Here is a 14,278-nt window from a genome sequence, read left to right on the forward strand (position 1 = left end):
TTTCCCTTCAGTCGGAGGCGGGCAGGGGCTTGGCCGTCTTGAGGGTCATCGGGGCGCCGTCGCAGCTCAGCTCGCCCGCCCCGGAGGCGGTGCAGAGCAGTTCGAGCGTCCCGGCGGCGTTCACGTAGCGCTTGCCGATGAGCGTCGCGGCCTCCTCGCGGGACGGCGGAGAGGTCGCGGTGCCGTCCAGGGCCGAGGCGGGCACCATCGGGCTCCCGCCGCAGGCGATCTCCGGCGCGCCATCGGCGGGGGCGCGCACGACGATCACCCGGGTGCCGGAGACGGTGCTGGCGAGCTGGTCGCCGGTGCGCGCGGTCATCGGCGGGCCTCCCTTTCGAGCAGGCGGTCGGCGAGCCGGGCGAGGTCGTAGGACTGCCGGGCCATCCAGAAGCGCAGGAACCCGGTCAGCGAGTAGCGCAGGAACAGCGCGGACCCGGCGACCGCGGCGGTCACGCCGCCGAGGCCGAGCGTGATGGCGTCGCGCTGCAGCAGCGGGTCGCGGGTGCCGTGCGAGACCGCGTAGGCGGCCGCGGCCAGCGCCACGCCGGCCGCCATCAGCACCGCGCCGAGCCGCAGCCACAGCGCGGCCCGCCCGGCCGCCGGGTCGGGGATCTTCAACTCCGCCAGCTCCCGGACGAAGCGGTCCGCGCGCGCCTCGTCCGGTGGGCCCGCGGCGGGTCCGTTCTCATTGCGGCCGGGTTCGGTGGACGTTCCAGGCGTGCTCATGTGGCACTCCCCAGGTAGAGGGCGGACAGTTCGGCGCGCAGCCCGTCGCCGGGGTCGCCCTGCCGTTCGATCCGGCCGCGCACCAGCACGGCGGCGCGGTCGGCGATGCCGAGGACGGCGGCGGCGAACTGCTCGACGACCAGCACCGCAACGCCCTGCCGGGCGATCTCGGCGACCTGCTCGTACAGCCGGCCGACGACCAGCGGCGCGAGGCCCATGGACAGCTCGTCCAGCAGCAGCACCGCCGGGTCGGTGGCCAGGCCCCGGGCGAGCGCGAGCATCTGCTGCTCGCCGCCCGACAGGGTCCCGGCCGTCTGCCCGGCTCGCCCGGCGAGGACGGGGAAGCGCGTGAAGGCGATCTCCTCGATCTCCGCGCGGGTGCGGCCCGCGAAGGTCATCATCAGCAGGTTGTCGCGGACCGAGAGGTTGGGGAACACGCCGCGGCCCTCGGGGATCAGGCAGACGCCCGCGCGGGCCAGGTCGCCCGGCCGGGCCCCGGTGACGTCCCGGCCGCCGAGCAGCAGCCGCCCGGACTCGGCCGGATGGACCCCGGCCGCGACGCGCAGGATGGTGGTCTTCCCGGCCCCGTTCGGTCCGAGCAGGGCCACCACCTCCCCGGCGGCGACGCTCAGGCTCACCCCGTGCAGGACGGTGATCCGCCCATGGGCGGCGCGCACGCCGCGCAGTTCGAGCAGTGCGCTCACGACTCCCCCAGGTAGGCCGCGAGGACGGTCTCGTCGGTCCGGATCGCCTCGGGCGGGCCGACCGCGATGACCTTCCCGAGGTCGAGCACGTGGACCTCGTCGCACACGCTCATGACCAGCCCCATGTCGTGCTCCACGAGGACGACGGCGACGCCGTCGCCGGCCAGCGCGCGCAGCAGTTCCGCGAACCGCCGGGTCTCGGCGGCGTCCTGCCCGGCCGCGGGCTCGTCGAGGAGCAGCAGCGCCGGACGCACCGCCAGCGCGCGGCCCACCTCGACGAGGCGGGCGACGCCGGTGGGCAGCGTGTCGGCCGGGGCGCCGGCGACCTCGGCCAGCCCGAGCCGGTGGACGATGCCGTCGGCGACCCGGCCGGGGTGCCGCCGCGCGGGGCCGAGCTCCGCGGCGACGAGCAGGTTGTCGCGGACGCTCAGCCGGCCGAACGGCTCCAGCCGCTGGAACGTCCGGGCCAGCCCGCGCCGGGCCCGCCGCGCGGGCCCCATCCGGGTGACGTCCCGGCCGTCGAGCAGGACCCGTCCCGACGAGGGGCGGCGCAGCCCGGACACGACGTCGAACAGGGTGCTCTTGCCCGCCCCGTTCGGCCCGATCAGGCCGGTGACGCGGCCCCGCTCGGCGGCGAAGCCGACGCCGTCGAGGGCGAGGTTCCCGCCGTAGGAGACGGTCACGCCCTCAACCTCGAGCGATGCCACGGGCCAGCACCTCCCCGTCCTCGGCGCGCCACGGCCGCCGCACGCCCCACCACTCGACCGGGATCTCCGGCTCAGCCGCCGCGCCGCGCCGCGCCGCCGCCCAGCCCCGCAGTGCCAGCGCCCCGGCCAGTGCACCGGCCAGCAGCAGCCAGCCGTTGACCGCGTCCGCGATCCGCAGCAGCCACGCCAGCGCGAGGACGCAGAGCACGGCGGGCAGGACGACGCGGTCCCGGGCGACGGGCTCCCACTCGCGGCGGAGCCGGGGCACGAGGCCGTCGGGGCTGTGGCCGAGACCCATGCCGGCCAGGGCGGGCAGGACCGCGACGACGTTCTGCGTCCAGGACGCCAGGCCGAGCAGGATGTTCGGCCCCACGAACGCCGTACCGGAGAACAGCCCGTTCCCCACGTAGCCGAGGCCGCCGATGACCGCGATGAGGAAGATCGGGAGCCCGGCGACGAGGCTGAACTGCTCGGCGGTGATCGTGCGCAGCTGCATGCCGTAGAGCGCGCCGCCGAACCCGGCGATCCCGGCGGCCAGCGCGAACACCGCCACCCTGGCGGCGAGCAGGTTCCCGCCGAGCGTGGCGTAGGCGGCCTCGCTGTCGCGCAGCGCGATCAGCCGGCGCCCGAACCGGCCGCGGCGGAGCACGGCCACCCCCAGCGAGACCAGGGCGAGGCAGACGGCGGACAGCACCATCAGCTCGCGCTCGCCGTCCAGCCGCAGGCCGAGGAGCGACGGGCCGGACACCTCCAGCGACCCCTGGTCGAACATGGAGATCCGCACGCCGAGCACGTCGAAGGACGGCAGGGTGAAGATCCACCGGTCGAGGACGACCGTGAACGCCGCCGTGCCGAGCGCCAGGTACACGCCGGACAGGCGCAGCGCCGGCAGCGCGACCAGCGCGCCCACCAGCGCCGAGACCAGGACGGCGACCACCAGCGCCCACGGCTGCCCGCCCGCGCCGAGGTGCGCCCACACGACCGCGCCAATCCCGGCCATGCTGAGCTGGCACAGCGATATCTGGCCCGCGTAGCCCGCCAGCGGGACGTAGGACAGCGCGACGATGCCGAGCGGCAGCAGCGGCCCGAGCGTGATGAGGTCCTTGCCCTGCAGGACGGTCGCCAGCACAGCACCGAGCGCCGCGACCGACGCGGCGAACACCAGCGCTCCGCGCGCCGACGGCGCCGGGACCGGTGCCAGGCGCCGGTCCCGGCCGCGCAGCCGGCGGTGCGGGAACAGCAGCAGCGCCGCGAACAGCAGCAGCGCGGGCGCGGCCAGCCGCAGCCCGGGGAGGTAGGCGTTCTGCGGCAGGTAGCCGGTCAGGTAGCTCTCCAGGCACCCGACGACGACCGCGCCGAGGAAGGTCAGCGGCAGGCTGCGCAGCCGTCCGAAGATCGCCGCCGTGTAGGCGCTGACGATCAGCAGGGAGAGCTGCCGGGCGTCCAGCGCGACCGCAGGCGCGATGAGGATGCCGCCGGCCGCGGCGAGCTGCGTGCCGAGGATCCAGGCGACCCGGTTCGCGCGGACGGGATCGGCGCCGGTGAGCCCGGCGAGCGCCCGGTCGTCGACGGTCGCGCGCATCTCCGCGCCCGTGCGGGTGCGGTTCAGCAGGGCCCACAGGCCCACTGCGGCCACCACCGCGACCGCCATCGTGAGGGCCTGGTGCCAGGTGATCGTGACCGGGCCGGCGCGCAGGGGCGCCCGGTCGGCGAAGAAGACCGGCAGCGGCCGGGCCTCGTTGGGGTTCCAGATCCACCGGGCCGCCGCGATGAGGCCGCTCAGCAGCGCGACCATCATCACCATCCGCTCCACCTCGCCCAGGTGCTGGACGGGGCGCAGCAGCACCCGCTCGACGAAGAGCCCGAAGGCGGGGGCGAGGACGAGCAGGACCACGGCGAGGGCGACCGGCACCGGCCACCCCCAGCCGGCGGACAGCTGCCAGTAGGCGAAGGCCGCCAGCATGCCCGCGGCGCCGTGGGCGAAGTTGAACACGCCCGTGGTGACGTAGGTCAGCACCAGCCCGCTTCCGATGACCGCGTATATCGCGGCGGTGCTCAGGCCGACGATCCCGAACGCGAGGAACTGCTCCATTACTTGAGGTCGTTCATGCTCTTACCGACGTCGGCGAGGGTCAGCGGCCTGCCGTAGTCGCCGGTGTACTTGTATGCGGGGGCACTGCACCGGTACGGGCCCTTGTCGGGCTTGAAGCCGGCGGGTTTCCAGCCTTCCGGCGTGGCCTTCTCGACGTTGAAGCAGGCCAGCGGGACGTCCTGCTTCGACAGATCGACGGGGGCCTGCAGACCGCCGGCGGTCCACGCGGTCTCCTTGCGCGCGGCCTCGTAGGCGCACTTGCGGGTCAGGTCGTCGCCGCAGGTGGCGGCGGACTTGGCGAACAGCAGCCACGCCGAGAAGGCGCGCAGGGCCACGCTCGTCAGAGCGGCGTCCGGCGCGTACCGCTTGTACAGGTCCTGGACCTTCTTCGTCGCGGGGTTGCTGGCGGCGGTCTCCAGCGGCTGCAGGCCGCTCAGATCGGCGAAGTTGTTCTGGAACTTCAGCGACGGCCCCGCCAGCTTGATGAACTGCGGAAGGTAGGCGTTGTTGTTCGCGTCGATCCAGTCGAGCTTGTAGCCGATGCCGGTGAGGATCTGCTCCAGCTTGGCCAGGCTGGTGAAGTCCCCGTAGAAGATGAGTCCCTTGACGCCCTTGCTCTTGATGGACTGGGCGTAGGGGGTCCAGTCGGAGACGCCCTGCGCGGGATAGAGGTCGTTGTAGGCGATCTTCCCGCCCATCGCCGTGAGCGCCTCCCGGGCCTGGGCGCCCAGCACGTGGGTGACCGGGGAGTCGCCCGAGATGATGCCGACGGAGCCCTTCGAGCCGGGGTAGGCGTCCTTCAGCAGCCACTCCCAGTAGCCCTGGTAGCGGTTGTAGGAGACGCCGCCCGTCTGGCCGAACTGCAGGTCCGAGCCGTTGTTCTGCACCATGCTGACCTGGGCCGGGAAGTCGGGCAGCAGGCAGGACAGCCGGTCCTTGGTGCCCATGCCGTCGAGCGCGGCGCCGCCGGCGACCAGCGCGAAGTCCTGCTTGCAGGACTCGAGCATCCGCTGCCGGACCTCCATCATCTTGGTGTCGCGGACGTGCGGGACGAGCTTGCGGCCCTTGACGCCGCCCAGCTCGTTGCACCAGGAGGTGAAGACCTTCGCGGCGTCCGCCAGCTCCGGGTTCTTGGTGAACCCGACGTCGCTGAAGACGCCGACGCCGATCGAGTCCTTGGTCACCCCCTGGGCCGGCGACTTCGCCGGGCTCCCGGGCCCGCACACGTCCTTGAGGTCGCCGAAGCCCGCGGACACGGCCGGCTTCTGCCCGCCGCCCTCGGACGCCTGCTCCCCGCCGCTGCCGCTGCGGCCGCATCCGGCGGCGAGCACGGCGACCGCCACGAGGGCGGCGATGGTCGTCGGCGTTCTCACGGGTCTCCTCCTCGGTGTCCCCGAGCCGCTGCGGAACGGGCGACCACCGGCTCCCGGGTCCCGTACCGCTGCAAGGAAACTAGCTTCTCACTCATGGAGAATCAAGGATCCGTATTTGTTGAATCACGTGATCAGTGCGGACGGGCGGACCGGTTGACGGCGGCCGCTCCCGCGTGAGAATCTGCGATTCGGAAACCGAGAATCTAATTCTCCTCAACGAGAGGGGCGGCCCATGCGCCTGCCGCCGCTGCCGGCCGAGCAGTGGGACGAAAACGCGCGCGCGGCGCTGGCGGTCCTGCTGCCCGAGCACCTGCTCAACCCGCGCGGCGCCGGCAACGCCCTGGCCACGCTCGTGCGCCATCCGCGGCTGACGAAGCGGTTCCTGCCCTTCAGCGGGTACCTGATGATGCGGTCCACGCTGCCGGACCGGCTCCGCGAACTGGCGATCCTGCGCGTCGCGCGCAGGCGCGGGTGCGCGTACGAGTGGACCGAGCACGTGAAGCTCGCGACCGAGGCGGGCCTGTCCCCCGACGAGATCGACGCGGCCGGGCGCGGCGAGGCCGGCGGCGCTCTGGAGGCCGCGGTCCTCGCCGCCGTCGACGAGCTGGAGCGCGACTCCGGCATCTGCGACCGGACCTGGGCCGCGCTCGGCGAGCACCTGGACGAGCGGCAGCTGATGGACCTGGTCTTCACGGTCGGGACCTACGCCATGCTCGCGATGGCCTTCAACACCTTCGGCGTCGAGCCCGACAAGGAGAGGTAGCCCCCGTGCCCCACTTCGCGAAACCCGAGGCGGGAAGCTGGACCGAGCAGTACCCGGAGCTCGGCACCGGCCCCGTCTCCTACACCGACTCGATCGACCCCGCCCACTACGAGGCCGAGCGTGCGGCGATCTTCAAGCGGACCTGGCTGAACGTCGGACGCGTGGAGCAGGTGCCGAGGACCGGGTCCTACTTCACCAAGGAGCTCGCCGTCGCCGACACCTCGCTCATCATCGTGCGGGGCAAGGACAAGGAGGTCCGCGCCTTCCACAACATCTGCCGGCATCGCGGCAACAAGCTCGTGTGGAACGACTATCCCGGCGAAGAGGTCAAGGGCGTCTGCCGCCAGTTCACCTGCAAGTACCACGCATGGCGGTACGACCTGGAGGGCCGGCTGACCTTCATCCAGCAGGAGGAGGAGTTCTTCGGCGTCGACAAGGGCGACTACGGCCTGAAGCAGGTGCGCTGCGAGATCTGGGAGGGGTTCGTCTTCGTCAACCTCGACCCGGGCGCGCAGCCGCTGGCGGACTACCTCGGCGAGCTGGGCAAGGGCCTGGAGGGCTACCCCTTCCACGAGATGACCGAGGTCTACACCTACCGGGCCGAGATCGGCAGCAACTGGAAGCTGTTCGTCGACGCGTTCGCCGAGTTCTACCACGCGCCCGTCCTGCACCAGAAGCAGGCGGTCAAGGGCGAGGCCGACAAGCTGTTCAACGTCGGCTTCGAGGCGCTGCACTACGAGCTGAGAAGCCCGCACTCGATGATCTCGTCCTGGGGAGGCATGGCGCCGCCCAAGGACCCCTCGATGGTCAAGCCGATCGAGCGCGCGCTGCGCAGCGGCCTGTTCGGCCCGTGGGACCGTCCCGGCATCGAGGGGCTGGACCCGCTGCCGCCCGGCCTCAACCCGGCGCGGCACCGGGCGTGGGGAACCGACTCCTTCACCTTCTTCCCCAACTTCATGCTGCTGGTCTGGGCACCCGGCTGGTACCTGACCTACCACTACTGGCCTACCGCCGTGGACAGGCACGTCTTCGAGACCAGCCTCCACTTCGTCCCGCCCGCCAACGCCCGCGAGCGCCTGGGCCAGGAACTCGCGGCCGTGACGTTCAAGGAGTACGCCCTCCAGGACGCCAACACGCTGGAGGCCACCCAGACCATGCTCAAGAGCCGCGCCGTCACCGAGTTCCCGCTCAACGACCAGGAGATCCTCCTGCGCAACCTGCACAAGGTCGCCCGCGACCGGGTCGAGGCGCACCGGGTCGACGAGCACAAGGCCGAGGAGGACCTCGATGCCGCTGCCCGCTGACTTCGCCGACCTGCGGCCGTACGCGGCCTGGGCCCTTGCCACCGAGCCGGAACGCTACGCCAAGCGGCTGGCCGCCTCCATGGACGAGATGCAGTCCTTCTACGACGCCGCCTTCGCACGGCTGGAGGACGCGATCGCCTACATCGACTCCTTCCCCTGGGACGACCTGCCCGACGACGCGCGGAGCCTGCTCCACCTCATGCAGTCGCTGGTCATGGTGTCGTTCCCCGTCGAGGTGTGGAAGCAGCCGCGCGTCCCCGACAGCGGCGCCGCCTACCTCGACCTGATCTCGGAGCCCGTGGTCTAGATGTGGTCCGGATGCTGACCCTGAAGGCGGCCGGGCTGTTCGATCCGGACGCGGGAGAGATCGTCCGGCCGGGGATCCTGCGGGTGGACGGCGACCGCATCGCCGGGGCCGGGGGCCCACCCGAAGGGGAGGTCGTCGACCTCGGGGACGCGGTCCTGCTGCCCGGCCTGATGGACATGGAGGTCAACCTGCTGATGGGCGGGCGGGGCGAGCACCCCGTCCGCTCTCCGGTGCAGGACGACCCGCCGCTGCGGATGCTGCGCGCGGTGGGCAACGCCCGCCGGACGCTGCGGGCGGGCTTCACCACCGTCCGCAACCTCGGGCTGTTCGTCAAGACCGGCGGCTACCTGCTGGACGTCGCGCTCGGGAAGGCGATCGACGCGGGCTGGATCGACGGCCCGCGGATCGTCCCGGCCGGGCACGCGATCACCCCGACCGGCGGGCATCTCGACCCGACGATGTTCGCCGCGTTCGCGCCCGGCGTCCTCGACCTGACCGTCGAGGAGGGCATCGCCAACGGCGTCGACGAGGTCCGCAAGGCCGTCCGCTACCAGATCAAGCACGGCGCCCAGCTGATCAAGGTGTGCTGCTCGGGCGGGGTCATGTCGCACACCGGCCTGCCCGGCGCCCAGCACTACTCCGACGAGGAACTGCGCGCGATCGTGGACGAGGCGCATCGGCGCGGGCTGCGGGTCGCCGCGCACACCCACGGCGCCGGCGCGGTCCGCGCGGCCGTCGAGGCGGGGATCGACTGCATCGAGCACGGCTTCCTCGTCGACGACGACGCCATCGGGCTGATGGTCCGGAGCGGGACCTTCCTCGTCCCGACCACGGCCCTCGCCGACGGCATGGACGTCTCCCACGCGGCGCCGGAGCTGCAGGCCAAGGCGGCCGAGATGTTCCCGCGCGCCCGCACCTCCGTGCTGGCCGCCTATCGGGCCGGCGTGAAGATCGCAGTCGGCACCGACGCCCCGGCGATCCCGCACGGCCGCAACGCCGACGAACTGGTGGCGCTGGTCAAGCGCGGGTTGAGCCCGCTCGCGGTACTGCGCGCCGCGACCGTCACGGCGGCCGAGCTCCTCGGCGTCACCGACCGCGGCCGCCTCGCCGAGGGCCTGCTCGCCGACGTCATCGCCGTCCCCGGCGACCCGCTGCGGGACATCACCGTCACGCAGGACGTCCGGTTCGTCATGAAGGGCGGGAAGGTCTGTGCCGGCCGGGCGCGGGGCCGCTGATCCGCGAGCCCCGCGCCCGGCGGCGCCCCGCGCCGGTCACCCGCGGTCAGCGCCGGGACCTTCGGGTTCCGCGGGGACGATCAGGACCTTGCCGGCCGAGCCGCGGCCCGCGACGGCGGCGAGCGCGCCGGCCGCGTCCTCCAGCGGGTAGACGGCGTGGACGTGCGGCTCCAGGCCGCCGCTCAGGAACAGCCGGGCCAGCTCGGCGCGGCTCCGCGCGAGCGCCTCGCGGTCGTGCCGGGCCCAGCCGCCGAACTCGAAGCCGCGCACGCTGATCCCCTTGAGCAGGACGAGGTTGAGCGGGATGCGCGGGATCTCGCCGCCGGCGTAGCCGACCGTCACGTAGCGCCCGCCCCAGCGCAGCGCGCGGAGCGCGGGCTCGGCGTGCTCCCCGCCGACCGGGTCGAGCACCACGTCCGCGCCGCCCGCGTCGGCCAGGCGGCGCTTCAGGTCGTCGTAGGGCAGGGCCGCGTCCGCACCCTCGCCAAGGCACAGGGCGCGCTTGCGGGCCGAGGACGCGACCGCGATCACGCGCGCACCGAGCAGGCGTCCCAGTTGGACGGCCGCAAGCCCTACTCCCCCGGCTGCGCCGAGGACGGCGAGGGTCTCCCCCGCGTGCAGTTCCGCGACGAGCGTGAGTGCGTGGTGGGCGGTGGCGTAGGAGACCCCGGACGCCGCGGCGGCCCGGAAGTCGGCGTCCGGCTCCAGCGCGGTCAGGCTGGTCGCGGGCGCCAGCACGCGCTGGGCGAAGGCGCCGACGAACACCGCCCCGGACACCGCGTCGCCGGGGGCGAACCCCTCGACGCCCGGTCCGGCCTGCGTGACCCGTCCCGCGAACTCGCTCCCGGGGGTGAAGGGGACCGGGGCGGCGACCTGGTAGGCGCCCTGGACGACGAGGATGTCGGCGAAGTTCACCGCGGCGGCCCGCACTTCGACGACGACCTGGCCGGGACCGGCGACCGGTTCGGGGACCTCGCGCACCCTCAGGCCGGCCAGGGAGCCGGGGGCGGCGCAGCGCAATGCTCTCACCTCACGAGAATAACATTCTCCAGTTTGGGAAGTATAGATCTCATAATCTTCAAAGGCGAGGCGGCGGAACTGCAGCTGCCGTCCCGAATTCGTGCAGTAAGGTTCTTAACATGGCACAGAAGACCGATCCGTCCGCGAGCGCCCCGGCCGAGGAACCGGCCTGGAAGCAGCGCGCGGTCGAGCGTTCCACCAAGGCCGCCAAACTCCGCGCCGAGCAGCGGGTGGAGCGCTTCCTCGACGCGGCGCAGTCGATCATCACGGAGAAGAACACCACCGACTTCACCGTGCAGGAGGTCGTGGACCGCTCCCGGCAGTCGCTGCGCAGCTTCTACCAGCACTTCGACGGCAAGCACGAGCTGCTGCTCGCCCTGTTCGAGGACGCGCTGCGCAAGTCCGCCGCGCAGATCCGCGCCGCCGCGGCCGGCCGGTCCGACCCGCTGGAGCGGCTCCGGGTCGCGGTGGAGCTGCTGTTCGAGCTGTCGCGGCCCGACCCGTCCGCCAAGCGCCCGCTGTTCACCGACTTCGCCCCGCAGCTGCTGGTCTCCCATCCGGCCGAGGTGCGGATCGCGCACGCGCCGCTGCTGACCCTGTTCACCGAGCTGACGACCGAGGCGGAGGCCGCGGGCCGGCTCCGCGAGGGCGTCCGGCCGCGCCGGGCCGCGGCCCTGGTGATGCAGACGGTCATGTTCGTCGCCCAGTCCAACGGGGTCTCCGACGACGAGGGAGCGCACCCGCTCGACGCCGCCGAGGTCTGGGACTTCTGCGCCTCGGGACTCGCCCGGGCCTGACCGAGAACACTGTTCTCGAAGTCAAGAATCGTCCTATACTCGGGATATGCCCGATCTCTGGAGCGATCTTCTCGGCTGCCTCGACCTGCGGGCGCTCGCCGCGGCCCCGGATCCCGGCGCCGGCGGGCCGGCCGCGGGGTTCGAGGGCCGCAACCAGCGGCTCGGCTACCACCGCCTGTTCGGCGGGCAGCTGCTCGCCCAGTTCGTCCGGGCGGCCGAGCTGGCCTGCCCAGGCAAGTCCGTCAAGTCCCTGCACGCGCAGTTCCCGCGGGAGGGCCGTCCCGAGGAGCCCGTCCGGTACGAGGTGGAGCGCCATCGCGAGGGCGGCACGTTCGCGACTCTGACGAGCAGGGCGCTCCAGTCGCCCGGCGTCATCGCGACCGCCTCGGTGTCCCTGCACGCCGCCGAGGAGGGGCCCGACCACCAGACGGTCCCGAAGGCGCCGCCCCTGCTCCGGCCCGAGCACGAGGCGCGGATCGACCTGCTCCCCTGGCAGACCCGCGCGTCCGCCGACCTGGACTCCGCGACCTCGGGGCCGCCCGAGCTGGACCTGTGGATGCGCATCCCCGAGACCGCCCCGGAGCACGCGACCGCCCTGACCGCCTACGCGACGGACCTCACGCTCATCGGCACGGCGCTGCGCCCCGTCGAGGGGATCGGCCAGCGGGACGCCGGCACGGCCTTCACCTCCGCCGTCACCTCGCACACGCTCTGGTTCCACCGGCCGTTCCGCACGGGTGACTGGCTCCTGTTCCGCCAGCACAGCCCGCTGACCGCGCACGGCCGCTGCTTCGGGCGAGGCGACGTCCTCACCGAGGACGGCTCCCTGGTGGCCTCCTATGCCCAGGAAGCCCTCCTGCGCTTCAAGCGCTGATCCCGGCTACCTGCCCGCCACGATCGCGGCGGGCAGGTAGGGGGAGATCACCGGTATCTCCCAGCCGAGTTCCCGGTGCGCGTGGCAGGTCAACGCCAAGGCGCCGATGTGCACCTGCCGGTACGGATCCTCCTGCCGGTCGCCGACGCTGTAGTGGTCGCGGAACTCCTCCAGGGCGTCGACGAGCGCCGCCACGAATCCTTCCCGGTCCCCGGCCACCAGTTGCGACAGCAGGACGGCGAACGGCCCCAGGTGATGCGGGTGGGTGGTCCTGGTGTCCTCGACGGCGGCGATCGCCCGGTCCGTCGCCGGCCGGGCGGGCTCGCCGCGCAGGTAGGAGCGGAGCGCGACATGGTAGGTGTGGTGGACGGGCAGATCCCATTCCGACGAGAGGCTGTCCGGATCGATGCCGAGCAGCAGGTCACACCGCTCCCGGGAGCCGGTGATCAAAGCGAGCGCGATCGCCCTGTGCCAGGCGAAGTTGGAAGCGTGGTCGGTGACGGGCGCGGTGCGCATGGAGGCCGTGCGGTCGCCGATGGTGATCTCCACCGAGTCTCCGGGCGCCGTCACCACGCGGAAGGCCGCGGCGTCCAGCTGGGACGCCAGATCCAGGGCCTGCCACTGGCGTGGATCGCGCCCTTCGGGGTCGGCTTCCGCGCGCCAGTAGAAGCGGAGCAGTTGCTGGTCGCCCGTTGAAGTGAGCGCATACGGGATGTTCTTCACCTGAGCGTCAGGCGACCAGGCCAGCTTCCCCGCCTCCGCCGCTTCGGCGTCGTAATAGTCCAACGCCTCGGCGGGAACATCGGAGAACGGCGGACGCTCCACCGTCACCGGTACCGGGAACGTCTTCCTGTCCGTCCCGTACGGGCCGACGCGTGGGCGCTGCACGGTCTTCTCGGCGCCGGTGAGGCGCGCGGGCAGGTAGCCGGACTCGATCCGCTGCTCCCAGCCCTTGTCTCGCACGGCGAGGGCGGTCAGGGCGAGCGGCGCGAGCGGCAGCAGCGTCCGGGGACGCGGGTCTCCGCCTTTCGGCTCGGCGAGCATGGCCGCGATCGCCGTCCAGAAGGCGTCCTGGTCGGCGGCGGCCAAGGCGAGCAGGGCGCGCTCCCCGTTCCGGTCGGGCATGCCGATGAGGTCGGCGACGCGTGCCCCGTCTCCGAAGACCAGGTCGCTCAAGGCCCGGCTGTAGCCCGACGCGGCCCGCACGCCCGCGTGGTGGAAGGCCTCGTGCCACTTTCGCGGGTCGCCCATGATGACGCACAGGTAGAGGGCCTGCTGCCAGGCCGACTCCAACAGCTCGCCGGGCTGCTCGTCCGTCCCGTCCTGGTACACGACGCCGGTGCCGGTGTAGGTGATGAAGACCGACAGCGGCCTGCCCGGCGGGCCGGCCACCAGCTCCACAGCACCGAGATGGGCCTCGGAGGCGGAAAGGAGTGCCGTCCAGGCGTCCCGGTCGATCTCCGGGTGCGCCGCCGACCGCGCTCCGGCGTAGTCCAGGAGATCGTCACCGATCATCTGCCAGCCGAACGGGTCGCGTCCCGCCTCCTCCTGCCCGTGGACGCTCCCGCCGATCCGGTCGGCGAAGTCCTCCGTCGCATCGCGCAGCCGCTCCGCGCCGACCCGATGCCGCTCGACCCTCATGCCAACGCCCCTCATGATCGTCCGTGGCCTAGAGGGGAGCCTAGATCGACGCCGACGTCGACATCAGCAGAACGGGGCATCGACCGCGGCTTCCTCAGCGCGCCGGGCGGCCGAGAAGGTCGTCGGCGGCCGTGTAGGGGTCGCGGCGACCGGCGGCCACGTCGGCGGCAAGGTCCGCGAGGCGCGGGTTCGCGCGCAGGCGGCTCTGCGCCAGCGAGAGGATCTGGGCGCGAGCGCGGGCGGTCCGCCGGGCGGGGTCGTCGGCGCGGTCGTGCGCCTCGATCGCCCCGACCAGCCGGGGCAGCCCCTCCCCCGCCGGCGCGACGAGCGTGAGGATCGGGACGCCGGTCTCGCCGCGCAGGTCGCGGACGGTCCGGTCGGCACCGTCGCGGTCGGCCTTGTTGACGACCAGGACGTCGGCGACCTCCAGCAGCCCGGCCTTCGCGGCCTGGACGGCGTCGCCCGCTCCCGGGGCGAGGACGACCACGACCGGGTCGGCGAGCGCGGCGACCTCGATCTCCGACTGGCCGACGCCGACCGTCTCCACGAAGACCGGGTCGTAGCCGAGCGCGGCGAGGACCCGGACGGCGGCGGGCACGGCGGCGGCGAGGCCGCCGAGGTGGCCGCGGGTCGCCAGCGAGCGGATCAGCACGCCGGGATCGGCCGCGTGCGCCGCCATCCTGATCCGGTCGCCGAGCAGGGCGCCGCCGCTGAAGGGCGAGGACGGGTCGACCG

Annotated in this window: 14 protein-coding genes and 1 pseudogene; 6 read left to right on the plus strand and 9 right to left on the minus strand. The window is 73.0% G+C overall.

Translation table 11 applies throughout. The features are described from left to right. Positions 1 to 7 precede the first annotated feature (7 nt). Genes E1293_RS01815 through E1293_RS01840 form a run of 6 tightly spaced genes read right to left on the minus strand, consistent with a single transcriptional unit; the run spans position 8 to position 5,602 of the window. Complete coding sequence (locus E1293_RS01815) at positions 8 to 319, minus strand: hypothetical protein (protein ID WP_132193068.1); 312 nt, start codon at positions 317 to 319, stop codon at positions 8 to 10. After that, positions 316 to 726 (minus strand): hypothetical protein, encoded by a 411-nt coding sequence (locus tag E1293_RS01820; RefSeq protein WP_207938620.1) that lies wholly within the window; start codon positions 724 to 726, stop codon positions 316 to 318. Before E1293_RS01820 ends, E1293_RS01815 begins: the two co-directional genes overlap by 4 nt. Beyond that, positions 723 to 1,430 carry an ABC transporter ATP-binding protein gene (locus E1293_RS01825; protein WP_132193070.1) on the minus strand — a complete coding sequence of 236 codons (708 nt, stop codon included), beginning with the start codon at positions 1,428 to 1,430 and terminating at the stop codon, positions 723 to 725. Before E1293_RS01825 ends, E1293_RS01820 begins: the two co-directional genes overlap by 4 nt. Then, entirely contained in the window at positions 1,427 to 2,137 is a 711-nt protein-coding gene (locus E1293_RS01830; RefSeq protein ID WP_132193072.1) for an ABC transporter ATP-binding protein, read from the minus strand. Before E1293_RS01830 ends, E1293_RS01825 begins: the two co-directional genes overlap by 4 nt. Then, a complete protein-coding gene (locus E1293_RS01835; protein WP_132193074.1) occupies positions 2,118 to 4,229 on the minus strand; it encodes a branched-chain amino acid ABC transporter permease in 2,112 nt (703 codons plus the stop codon). The genes E1293_RS01830 and E1293_RS01835 overlap by 20 nt, the downstream gene beginning before the upstream one ends. Then, positions 4,229 to 5,602: an ABC transporter substrate-binding protein gene (locus tag E1293_RS01840; RefSeq protein ID WP_132193076.1), complete on the minus strand. Its 1,374-nt coding sequence runs from the start codon at positions 5,600 to 5,602 to the stop codon at positions 4,229 to 4,231. Before E1293_RS01840 ends, E1293_RS01835 begins: the two co-directional genes overlap by 1 nt. A gap of 232 nt (positions 5,603 to 5,834) precedes the next feature. Here E1293_RS01840 and E1293_RS01845 point away from each other — a divergent pair, with 232 nt between their 5' ends. From E1293_RS01845 to E1293_RS01860, 4 genes are read left to right on the plus strand one after another with little or no spacing between them, the layout of a single operon-like run. Continuing rightward, positions 5,835 to 6,365: a carboxymuconolactone decarboxylase family protein gene (locus E1293_RS01845; RefSeq protein WP_132193078.1), complete on the plus strand. Its 531-nt coding sequence runs from the start codon at positions 5,835 to 5,837 to the stop codon at positions 6,363 to 6,365. Between the two features lie 5 nt (positions 6,366 to 6,370). Further along, positions 6,371 to 7,669, plus strand: coding sequence for an aromatic ring-hydroxylating oxygenase subunit alpha (locus tag E1293_RS01850; RefSeq protein WP_132193080.1), 1,299 nt, complete (start codon positions 6,371 to 6,373; stop codon positions 7,667 to 7,669). Beyond that, positions 7,653 to 7,976: a hypothetical protein gene (locus E1293_RS01855; protein WP_132193082.1), complete on the plus strand. Its 324-nt coding sequence runs from the start codon at positions 7,653 to 7,655 to the stop codon at positions 7,974 to 7,976. Before E1293_RS01850 ends, E1293_RS01855 begins: the two co-directional genes overlap by 17 nt. Before the next feature lie 11 nt (positions 7,977 to 7,987). Next, positions 7,988 to 9,211 (plus strand): metal-dependent hydrolase family protein, encoded by a 1,224-nt coding sequence (locus E1293_RS01860; RefSeq protein ID WP_132193084.1) that lies wholly within the window; start codon positions 7,988 to 7,990, stop codon positions 9,209 to 9,211. Between the two features lie 36 nt (positions 9,212 to 9,247). Here the strand turns inward: E1293_RS01860 and E1293_RS01865 are convergent, their stop codons facing one another. Beyond that, positions 9,248 to 10,240 (minus strand): NADPH:quinone oxidoreductase family protein, encoded by a 993-nt coding sequence (locus E1293_RS01865; protein ID WP_132193086.1) that lies wholly within the window; start codon positions 10,238 to 10,240, stop codon positions 9,248 to 9,250. 110 nt (positions 10,241 to 10,350) lie between these two features. Here E1293_RS01865 and E1293_RS01870 point away from each other — a divergent pair, with 110 nt between their 5' ends. Both E1293_RS01870 and E1293_RS01875 read left to right on the plus strand, forming a co-directional pair. Beyond that, positions 10,351 to 11,028 (plus strand): TetR/AcrR family transcriptional regulator, encoded by a 678-nt coding sequence (locus E1293_RS01870; RefSeq protein WP_132193088.1) that lies wholly within the window; start codon positions 10,351 to 10,353, stop codon positions 11,026 to 11,028. Positions 11,029 to 11,074: 46 nt separating this feature from the next. Then, positions 11,075 to 11,902: an acyl-CoA thioesterase gene (locus E1293_RS01875; protein ID WP_132193090.1), complete on the plus strand. Its 828-nt coding sequence runs from the start codon at positions 11,075 to 11,077 to the stop codon at positions 11,900 to 11,902. Between the two features lie 6 nt (positions 11,903 to 11,908). Here the strand turns inward: E1293_RS01875 and E1293_RS01880 are convergent, their stop codons facing one another. Both E1293_RS01880 and E1293_RS01885 read right to left on the minus strand, forming a co-directional pair. Further along, positions 11,909 to 13,543: an immunity 49 family protein gene (locus E1293_RS01880; RefSeq protein WP_165978042.1), complete on the minus strand. Its 1,635-nt coding sequence runs from the start codon at positions 13,541 to 13,543 to the stop codon at positions 11,909 to 11,911. Between the two features lie 94 nt (positions 13,544 to 13,637). Continuing rightward, positions 13,638 to 14,278: pseudogene (locus tag E1293_RS01885) on the minus strand (methylmalonyl Co-A mutase-associated GTPase MeaB); the annotation flags it as partial.

It is taken from the genome of Actinomadura darangshiensis, assembly GCF_004349235.1.
GTDB classification, from domain to species: domain Bacteria; phylum Actinomycetota; class Actinomycetes; order Streptosporangiales; family Streptosporangiaceae; genus Spirillospora; species Spirillospora darangshiensis.